General features: G+C 53.9%; 8 protein-coding genes and 2 tRNA genes. 9 read left to right on the forward strand and 1 reads right to left on the reverse strand.

Annotated elements, in window-relative coordinates:
• From ACI2JR_RS27225 to ACI2JR_RS27250, 6 genes are all read left to right on the forward strand, one after another.
• Window positions 1-107 (forward strand): SAM-dependent methyltransferase (locus tag ACI2JR_RS27225; RefSeq protein ID WP_347884390.1); only part of this gene is annotated, 107 nt, incomplete at its 5' end.
• Between the two features lie 99 nt (window positions 108-206).
• Entirely contained in the window at window positions 207-2,141 is a 1,935-nt protein-coding gene (gene ftsH, locus ACI2JR_RS27230) for an ATP-dependent zinc metalloprotease FtsH (RefSeq protein ID WP_132729554.1), read from the forward strand.
• Between the two features lie 101 nt (window positions 2,142-2,242).
• Complete coding sequence (gene folP, locus ACI2JR_RS27235) at window positions 2,243-3,091, forward strand: dihydropteroate synthase (RefSeq protein WP_462479980.1); 849 nt, start codon at window positions 2,243-2,245, stop codon at window positions 3,089-3,091.
• Window positions 3,084-4,421, forward strand: coding sequence for a phosphoglucosamine mutase (gene glmM / locus ACI2JR_RS27240; protein WP_462479981.1), 1,338 nt, complete (start codon window positions 3,084-3,086; stop codon window positions 4,419-4,421). Before folP ends, glmM begins: the two co-directional genes overlap by 8 nt.
• 229 nt (window positions 4,422-4,650) lie before the next feature.
• A complete protein-coding gene (secG, locus tag ACI2JR_RS27245) occupies window positions 4,651-4,980 on the forward strand; it encodes a preprotein translocase subunit SecG (protein ID WP_132729803.1) in 330 nt (109 codons plus the stop codon).
• A 13-nt stretch (window positions 4,981-4,993) separates the two neighbouring features.
• A tRNA-Leu gene (locus ACI2JR_RS27250) sits at window positions 4,994-5,080 on the forward strand.
• A gap of 366 nt (window positions 5,081-5,446) precedes the next feature.
• Here ACI2JR_RS27250 and argG read toward each other — a convergent pair.
• The gene (gene argG / locus ACI2JR_RS27255; RefSeq protein ID WP_132729556.1) at window positions 5,447-6,790 is read right to left on the reverse strand and encodes an argininosuccinate synthase; all 1,344 of its coding nucleotides are present in this window, start codon (window positions 6,788-6,790) and stop codon (window positions 5,447-5,449) included.
• 454 nt (window positions 6,791-7,244) lie between these two features.
• On the opposite strand from argG, the gene ACI2JR_RS27260 reads away from it, so the two are divergent.
• From ACI2JR_RS27260 to nusA, 3 genes are all read left to right on the forward strand, one after another.
• A tRNA-Met gene (locus ACI2JR_RS27260) sits at window positions 7,245-7,321 on the forward strand.
• A 206-nt stretch (window positions 7,322-7,527) separates the two neighbouring features.
• Window positions 7,528-7,980 (forward strand): ribosome maturation factor RimP, encoded by a 453-nt coding sequence (gene rimP, locus ACI2JR_RS27265; RefSeq protein WP_462479982.1) that lies wholly within the window; start codon window positions 7,528-7,530, stop codon window positions 7,978-7,980.
• Window positions 7,981-8,007: 27 nt separating this feature from the next.
• Window positions 8,008-9,495: a transcription termination factor NusA gene (gene nusA / locus ACI2JR_RS27270; RefSeq protein ID WP_132729557.1), complete on the forward strand. Its 1,488-nt coding sequence runs from the start codon at window positions 8,008-8,010 to the stop codon at window positions 9,493-9,495.
• Window positions 9,496-9,533 lie beyond the last annotated feature (38 nt).

The following is a 9,533-nucleotide window of genomic DNA, read 5'->3' on the forward strand; positions in this document are numbered from 1 at the left end:
TAAGAGAGATTCGCTCCCTGTTTACGAAGGTCAAAGTTCGTAAGCCGGACTCTTCTCGCGCACGTTCGCGTGAAGTGTACATTGTAGCGACCGGGCGTAAACCATAACCGGTAGATTTCAAACGAAAGTTTGAAAGACACTGGATATAGAGTATCCTGACGCTGTTTTTAACACAGTTGTAATAAGAGGTTAATCCCTTGAGTGACATGGCGAAAAACCTAATACTCTGGCTGGTCATTGCCGTTGTGCTGATGTCAGTATTCCAGAGCTTTGGGCCCAGCGAGTCTAATGGCCGTAAGGTGGATTATTCAACCTTCCTGCAAGAGGTCAACCAGGACCAGGTTCGCGAAGCGCGTATCAACGGACGTGAGATCAACGTTACCAAGAAAGATAGTAACCGTTACACGACTTACATTCCGGTTAACGATCCGAAGCTGCTCGATAACCTGTTGACGAAAAACGTCAAAGTGGTTGGCGAACCGCCGGAAGAACCTAGCCTGCTGGCTTCCATCTTTATTTCCTGGTTCCCGATGCTCTTGCTGATCGGTGTCTGGATCTTCTTCATGCGTCAAATGCAGGGCGGCGGCGGAAAGGGCGCGATGTCCTTCGGCAAAAGCAAAGCCCGTATGCTGACGGAAGACCAGATCAAAACCACTTTTGCTGATGTTGCCGGTTGCGACGAGGCGAAAGAGGAAGTGGGTGAACTGGTTGAATACCTGCGTGAACCGAGCCGCTTCCAGAAGCTGGGCGGTAAAATCCCGAAAGGCGTCCTGATGGTCGGCCCTCCGGGTACCGGTAAAACGCTGCTGGCGAAAGCTATCGCCGGTGAAGCGAAAGTGCCGTTCTTCACCATTTCCGGTTCCGACTTCGTTGAAATGTTCGTCGGCGTAGGCGCATCTCGCGTGCGTGATATGTTCGAACAGGCCAAGAAAGCGGCACCGTGCATTATCTTCATCGATGAAATCGACGCCGTCGGTCGCCAGCGTGGCGCTGGCCTGGGCGGTGGTCATGACGAACGTGAACAGACCCTGAACCAGATGCTGGTTGAGATGGATGGTTTCGAAGGTAACGAAGGTATTATCGTTATCGCGGCGACAAACCGTCCGGACGTTCTTGACCCTGCGCTGCTGCGTCCTGGTCGTTTCGACCGTCAGGTTGTCGTGGGTCTGCCGGACGTCCGTGGTCGTGAACAGATTCTGAAAGTTCACATGCGTCGCGTACCGCTGTCGCCGGATATCGACGCGGCAATCATTGCGCGCGGGACCCCGGGCTTCTCGGGCGCTGACCTGGCGAACCTGGTTAACGAAGCCGCACTGTTTGCTGCCCGTGGCAACAAACGCGTGGTATCGATGGTCGAGTTCGAAAAAGCGAAAGACAAAATCATGATGGGTGCGGAACGTCGCTCCATGGTGATGACGGAAGCGCAAAAAGAATCCACCGCTTACCACGAAGCGGGCCATGCGATTATCGGCCGCCTGGTACCGGAACACGATCCGGTGCATAAAGTGACGATTATTCCGCGCGGTCGCGCGTTGGGTGTGACCTTCTTCCTGCCGGAAGGCGATGCTATCAGCGCCAGTCGTCAGAAACTGGAAAGCCAGATTTCTACCCTCTACGGCGGTCGTCTGGCGGAAGAGATTATCTACGGCGTAGAACATGTCTCTACCGGGGCGTCGAACGACATTAAAGTCGCGACCAACCTGGCGCGTAACATGGTGACGCAGTGGGGCTTCTCTGACAAACTCGGTCCGCTGCTGTATGCAGAGGAAGAGGGTGAAGTGTTCCTCGGCCGTAGCGTCGCGAAAGCGAAACATATGTCCGATGAGACAGCACGTATCATCGACCAGGAAGTAAAATCACTGGTTGAGCGTAACTACAACCGTGCTCGTCAGATTTTGAACGACAACATGGACATCCTGCATTCGATGAAAGATGCGCTCATGAAATATGAGACCATCGACGCACCGCAGATTGATGACCTGATGGCGCGCCGTGCCGTTCGCCCACCTGCGGGTTGGGAAGATCCAAACGGCACCAATAATTCTGGCAACAATGGCACCCCGAGTGCGCCGCGTCCGGTCGATGAACCGCGTACGCCGAACCCGGGTAACACCATGTCAGAGCAGCTGGGCGACAAATAAGTTAACCGCTGTTGACGTTGCTGTGCATATCTCAACCCCGGGGCGTTCGCCGCTCCGGGGTTTTTCTTTTGATTAACCTCTCCTGATTCAGGGATTCCGTGATGAAACTCGTAGCCCAGGGCTCAACCCTCGATCTCTCCCATCCGCACGTGATGGGGATCCTTAACGTTACCCCTGACTCCTTCTCCGACGGCGGGACGCACAATTCGCTGGTAGAAGCGGTCAAACACGCCAATCTGATGATTAACGCGGGAGCAACTATCATTGATATCGGCGGCGAGTCGACGCGTCCGGGGGCATTGGATGTCAGCGTTGAGGAAGAGCTGGCGCGAGTCATTCCGGTCGTCGAGGCGGTAGCTCAGCGCTTTGAGGTCTGGATTTCCGTTGACACCTCGAAGCCTGAAGTGATTCGCGAGTCCGCGCGGGCAGGGGCACATATTATCAATGATATCCGCTCCCTGACCGAACCCGGCGCGCTGGAGGCCGCTGCGCAAACCGGGCTGCCGGTATGCCTGATGCATATGCAAGGCCAGCCAAAAACGATGCAGGAAGCGCCGAAGTATGACGATGTTTTTGCCGACGTCGCGCGCTTTTTCAGCGAACACATCGTGCGTTGTGAGCGGGCAGGTATCGCAAAAGAGAAATTGTTGCTCGACCCAGGGTTCGGTTTCGGTAAAAATCTTGCCCATAATTATGAGCTGCTTGCCCGGCTCGGCGAGTTCCACCATTTCGGTCTCCCGCTGTTGGTCGGTATGTCGCGTAAATCGATGGTTGGGCAACTGCTTAACGTCGGACCGACGGAACGCCTTAGCGGCAGTCTGGCTTGTGCAGTCATTGCAGCGATACAGGGCGCGCAGATAATTCGCGTCCATGACGTCAAAGAAACGGTAGAAGCGCTACGCGTGGTGGAAGCGACTCTGAGCACAAAGGAAAATAAACGTTATGAGTAACCGCAAATATTTTGGCACCGATGGTATCCGTGGGCGCGTAGGCGATGCGCCCATCACCCCGGAATTCGTGCTCAAACTGGGCTGGGCGGCGGGGAAGGTGCTGGCGCGCCACGGTTCACGCAAAATCATTATCGGGAAAGATACCCGTATCTCTGGCTATATGCTGGAGTCGGCCCTGGAGGCGGGGCTGGCCGCTGCGGGGCTTTCAGCCTCTTTCACCGGCCCGATGCCAACGCCTGCGGTGGCCTATCTGACCCGCACTTTCCGTGCTGAGGCCGGGATCGTGATTTCAGCGTCGCATAACCCGTTCTATGACAATGGCATCAAATTCTTTTCTATTGAAGGCACCAAGCTGCCGGACAATGTGGAAGAAGCCATCGAAGCGGAAATGGAGAAAGAACTCACCTGCGTCGATTCTGCTGAGCTGGGGAAAGCCAGCCGTATTGTGGATGCCGCGGGTCGTTACATTGAGTTCTGCAAGGGGACCTTCCCGAATGAACTGAGCCTGAATGCGCTGAAAGTCGTTGTCGACTGCGCGCACGGCGCAACCTATCACATCGCCCCGAATGTGTTCCGCGAGCTTGGCGCCCAGGTTATTACGATGGGTTGCGAACCCAACGGGCTGAACATTAACGAAGAGGTGGGGGCGACCGACGTGCGTGCTCTGCAGGCGCGCGTGCTGGCCGAAAAAGCCGATCTCGGCATTGCCTATGATGGCGACGGTGATCGCGTCATTATGGTCGACCATGAAGGGAATAAGGTCGATGGCGATCAGATTCTGTATATCATCGCCCGTGAAGGGTTGCGCCAGGGTCAGCTGCGCGGCGGCGCGGTGGGGACGCTGATGAGCAACATGGGGCTGGAGCTGGCGCTCAAACAGCTGGGTATTCCGTTTGCCCGGGCGAAAGTGGGCGACCGCTACGTCCTTGAGAAGCTGCAGGAGAAAGGCTGGCGTATCGGGGCGGAAAACTCCGGGCACGTTATCCTGCTGGACAAAACGACCACCGGTGACGGCATCGTGGCGAGCCTGCAGGTTGTTGCTGCGATGGTACGTAACCACATGAGCCTGCATGACCTGTGCAGCGGGATGAAAATGTTCCCGCAGATTCTGGTCAACGTGCGCTTCACCGAAGGCAGCGGCAACCCGCTGGAGCATGAAAACGTCAAAGCGGTCATGGCCGAGGTTGAAGCCGCATTAGGCAACCGTGGCCGCGTACTGCTGCGTAAATCCGGCACAGAACCGCTGATTCGGGTGATGGTGGAAGGTGAACACGAAGAGCAGGTGCATGAATTTGCGCACCGTATTGCCGATGCGGTGAAAAACGCATAATACGTGGCGCTAAGTGTTTAAAAAGGCGGCGCTTGCCGCCTTTTTATTCGCCAAAAAATCGTTTTTTGCTGTTTTTTTCCGCAGTTGATACAATGCACCGAAATTGCCCTTGCGAAGGTCATTCGCTTTGGTTAGTATTCACACCCGCTTCAGTGGGAAACGTTAAAACGTCCCGCTTTATTGGTTGAAGCAATTGGTATGCGGCGAATCCGCAAGGAACAGGTTGATTATGCAAGAAGCTCTTTTAGTTGTTTTCCTTATTGTAGCGATTGCCCTTGTTGGTCTGATCATGCTGCAGCAAGGTAAAGGCGCTGATATGGGAGCCTCCTTCGGAGCAGGCGCTTCCGGCACGTTGTTTGGTTCCAGCGGTTCGGGTAACTTCATGACCCGTATGACCGGTATCCTGGCAGCGTTGTTCTTCATCATCAGTCTGGTGCTGGGTAATATCAATAGCAACAAAACCAATAAAGGAAGTGAGTGGGATAATCTGAGCGCGCCGAAAACCGAGCAGACTCAGCCAGCAGCGCCGGCGCAGCCGAGCAGCGATATCCCGCACTAAAAGTTGTATCTGTGCCGAGGTGGTGGAATTGGTAGACACGCTACCTTGAGGTGGTAGTGCCCGATTGGGCTTACGGGTTCAAGTCCCGTCCTCGGTACCAACATTCCGAAGAAAAGACGCTGAAAAGCGTCTTTTTTTTTGCCCGTCATTGCCGTCTGCTGCTTTGCCGACACCGCACTTTTCGTCCCGCTCGCTCCCTTGCGTTGATTTACTTCGTTGCCGCAATCACCGGCGATGGCGAATGCCTTCCACCATCAAAGAAAGGGCGTTCATAGGCCGTCTCGCGTATTCTTGCCGGACGGTTGGGGCGGTGGTCTGAAAGTGGACGCGATAACCCTTGTACCGGGCAAGAGGTGAGTCTTTGACCACGCGTGACAGAGAACCTGAGCCGTCCGCGGCTTTTCCCGGCAGAGGGTAAAAAAAAGCCGACGGCTTAGCGTCGGCTGAGAGCGGAGCATAAATGGGTTTATTTATCCCTGTTTTCCAGGTTTTCGACCTGCGGTACGCCGGTGGCTGAAGAGGCGCTCAGCAGACCGGATTGTGCATAACCAAACAGTTTGTCGCGGGTATCGGTGATATCCAGATTACGCATCGTCAGCTGGCCGATACGGTCTTCTGCCGAGAACATCGAATCACCTTTTTCCATCGTCAAACGCTCTGCTTTGTAAGTCAGGTTGTCAGAGACGGTATTCAGGATCGAATAGTCGTTACCGCGACGGAGTTCCAGCGTGACTTCGCCGGTAATGGCGCTTGCGACCCAACGCTGCAGGGCGTCACGCAGCATCAGCGCCTGTGAGTCAAACCAGCGGCCCTGGTACAGCAGACGGCCCAGCTGGCGGCCATGAGCGTGATATTGCTCAATGGTATCTTCGTTATGAATACCGGTCAGCAGGCGCTCATAAGCAATATGCAGCAGCGCCATCCCCGGGGCTTCATAGATGCCACGGCTTTTCGCTTCGATGATGCGGTTTTCGATCTGGTCGCTCATGCCCAGACCGTGACGGCCGCCGATGCGGTTCGCTTCCAGCATCAGCTCAACATCATCGCTGAAAGTTTTACCGTTTAAGGCGACAGGATGACCCTGCTCAAAGCGGATCGTCACTTCTTCCGCCGGGATTTTCACATTTTCGTCCCAGAATTTGACGCCCATAATCGGGTTGACGATTTTGACGCTGGAGTTGAGAAATTCCAGATCCTTGGCTTCGTGCGTGGCGCCCAGCATGTTGGAGTCGGTGGAGTAGGCTTTTTCAACGGACATTTTGTAGTCAAAGCCGCAGGCGATCATAAACTCGGACATTTCCTGACGGCCGCCCAGCTCATCGATAAAGTCGCTATCCAGCCACGGTTTGTAAATTTTCAGTTCGGCATTGGTCAGCAGGCCATAGCGATAGAAACGCTCAATATCGTTGCCTTTGTAAGTACTGCCGTCGCCCCAGATGTTTACGCCATCTTCTTTCATCGCCGCAACCAGCATTGTGCCGGTTACCGCACGGCCCAGCGGAGTGGTGTTGAAGTAGGTCAGACCGCCGGTGGTGTTATGGAAGGCGCCGCACTGGATAGCCGCGATACCTTCTGCGACCAGCTGTTTACGGCAGTCGATCAGACGAGCGCCCTCGGCACCGTACTCTTTGGCGCGGCGAGGAATGGCATCGTAATCTTCTTCGTCCGGCTGACCCAGGTTAGCGGTATAGGCATAAGGAACCGCGCCTTTTTTACGCATCCACAGCAGCGCGGCGCTGGTATCCAGCCCACCAGAGAAAGCGATACCAATACGTTGACCAACCGGGAGATGCTTAAGAATCGTCGTCATAAAATAAAACCCTGCTAGAGAGACTGTTGTGAGTTCGGTTTATCAGGTCGTCGAACTTATCCCATTTGACTATTCTGTTTGCCATGTTTGCCCCGGGCGGTGCGCAAAATCATGTGGCCCTTTCGGTGCGACCCGGTGACTGCGCGATGTCCATGCCTGAATGGTTGGCAACAATGACGTCAAATGGAATAAACTCTTATTGCATGTTTATGCATTAATTGTGAGTTTTCATTTAATCATCTTTTGCGGATGACAGGAAGTGCTTCATGACTTTTTTGCTAAAAAAGAGCGACATGTCAGCACAAACGAGAACCGGAGAATGTGAAATACATGTTGACAAAATATAGGGTTTATCAATAAACTTTACCACGATTTTATGTCCCGTCCTCGGTACCAAATCCCAGCAGTATTTGCGTCTTTTGCTCAATAAGAGTAAAATGTGCCACGTTTCAGGCGCGGGGTGGAGCAGCCTGGTAGCTCGTCGGGCTCATAACCCGAAGGTCGTCGGTTCAAATCCGGCCCCCGCAACCACTTTCCCATTGAGTACTTTTTCAAATATACTGTGAGGACCTGGTCCTTCGTATCCGAATTTGAAAGAATTCTCCTGGAAGGTGTTCCAGATCGCAGTTGCGATCGCAGGGTTCAGTTATCTAAAACCCCGATTTATCGGGGTTTTTTGTTATCTGACTTCAGAATAACTGGGCTATACGCCCTTTTTTTATGTCTTGGGGGTGGGTTTGTCCACATTAGAGCAAAAATTAACAGAGATGCTCACGGCGCCGGTTGAAGCGCTTGGCTTTGAGCTGGTCGGCATCGAATTCATTCGCGGTCGCACATCCACACTGCGCATCTATATTGATAGTGATGATGGCATCAATGTTGATGATTGTGCTGATGTGAGCCACCAGGTCAGCGCTGTCATGGATGTCGAAGATCCAATCACCGTAGCTTACAACCTGGAAGTGTCTTCACCTGGTCTCGATCGCCCGATGTTTACCGCCGAGCACTATGAGCGTTTTTCCGGTGAGGAAGTCGCGCTGGTATTGCGTATGGCGGTGCAGAACCGTCGCAAATGGCAGGGCATTATCAAAGCGGTAGACGGTGAGATGATCACGGTAACCGTCGAAGGCAAAGATGAAGTGTTCGCGCTGAGTAACATCCAGAAGGCGAACCTGGATCCCCACTTATAACAGTCTGGATTGAGGTGAAAGGCCCCGATGAACAAAGAAATTTTGGCTGTTGTTGAAGCCGTTTCCAACGAAAAGGCGCTGCCGCGCGAAAAGATTTTCGAAGCTCTGGAAAGTGCTCTGGCAACGGCTACCAAGAAAAAATACGAACAAGAGATCGACGTGCGTGTGAGCATCGATCGTCGTAGCGGTGATTTTGACACCTTCCGTCGTTGGCTGGTCGTCGAAGAAGTCACCCAGCCAACTCGCGAAATTACGCTTGAAGCGGCGCGCTACGAAGACGAAAGCATGAATCCTGGCGACTACGTTGAAGACCAGATTGAATCGGTTACCTTCGACCGTATCACCACGCAAACGGCGAAACAGGTTATCGTACAGAAAGTACGTGAAGCTGAACGCGCCATGGTCGTCGATCAGTTCCGCGAGCACGAAGGTGAAATCATCACCGGCGTGGTGAAGAAAGTAAACCGCGACAACATCACCCTGGATCTGGGCAGCAATGCTGAAGCCGTGATCCTGCGTGAAGATATGCTGCCGCGCGAAAACTTCCGCCCTGGCGACCGTATTCGCGGTGTCCTGTATGCGGTACGTCCGGAAGCGCGCGGCGCTCAGCTGTTCGTCACCCGTTCTAAACCGGAAATGCTGGTCGAACTGTTCCGTATTGAAGTACCGGAAATCGGCGAAGAAGTTCTCGAAATTAAAGCCGCAGCTCGCGATCCGGGTTCCCGTGCGAAGATTGCGGTAAAAACCAACGATAAGCGTATCGACCCGGTTGGCGCTTGCGTAGGTATGCGTGGCGCGCGCGTTCAGGCGGTTTCTACCGAGCTGGGCGGCGAGCGTATCGATATCGTCCTGTGGGATGACAACCCGGCGCAGTTCGTGATTAACGCGATGGCTCCGGCTGACGTCGCCTCTATCGTGGTGGATGAAGACAAACACACCATGGATATTGCGGTTGAAGCGGGTAACCTGGCGCAGGCGATTGGCCGTAATGGTCAGAACGTCCGTCTGGCTTCACAGCTGAGCGGCTGGGAACTCAACGTAATGACCGTTGACGACCTGCAGGCGAAGCACCAGGCTGAAGCCCACGCGGCGATCGATACCTTCACTAAATATCTTGATATTGATGAAGATTTCGCCACTCTGTTGGTTGAAGAAGGCTTCGCAACGCTGGAAGAGCTGGCCTATGTGCCGGTGAAAGAACTGCTGGAAATCGACGGTCTGGATGAAGCCACCGTTGAAGCACTTCGTGAGCGTGCGAAAAACGCGCTGACCACGTTGGCGCTGGCTCAGGAAGAAAGCCTGGGAGAGACTAAACCTGCCGATGATTTGTTAAATCTGGAAGGTTTAGAACGTTTGATGGCTTTCAAACTGGCTGCCCGTGGTGTTTGTACGCTGGAAGATCTCGCCGAGCAGGGCATTGATGATCTGGCTGATATCGAAGGGTTGACCGACGAAAAAGCCGGAGAGCTCATCATGGCCGCCCGTAATATTTGTTGGTTCGGCGACGAAGCTTAATAAACTGTAGCAGGAAGGAACAGCATGACAGTTGTGAC

This window comes from Klebsiella sp. NPDC088457, assembly GCF_044900465.1.
In the GTDB taxonomy this organism is placed as follows: domain Bacteria; phylum Pseudomonadota; class Gammaproteobacteria; order Enterobacterales; family Enterobacteriaceae; genus Klebsiella.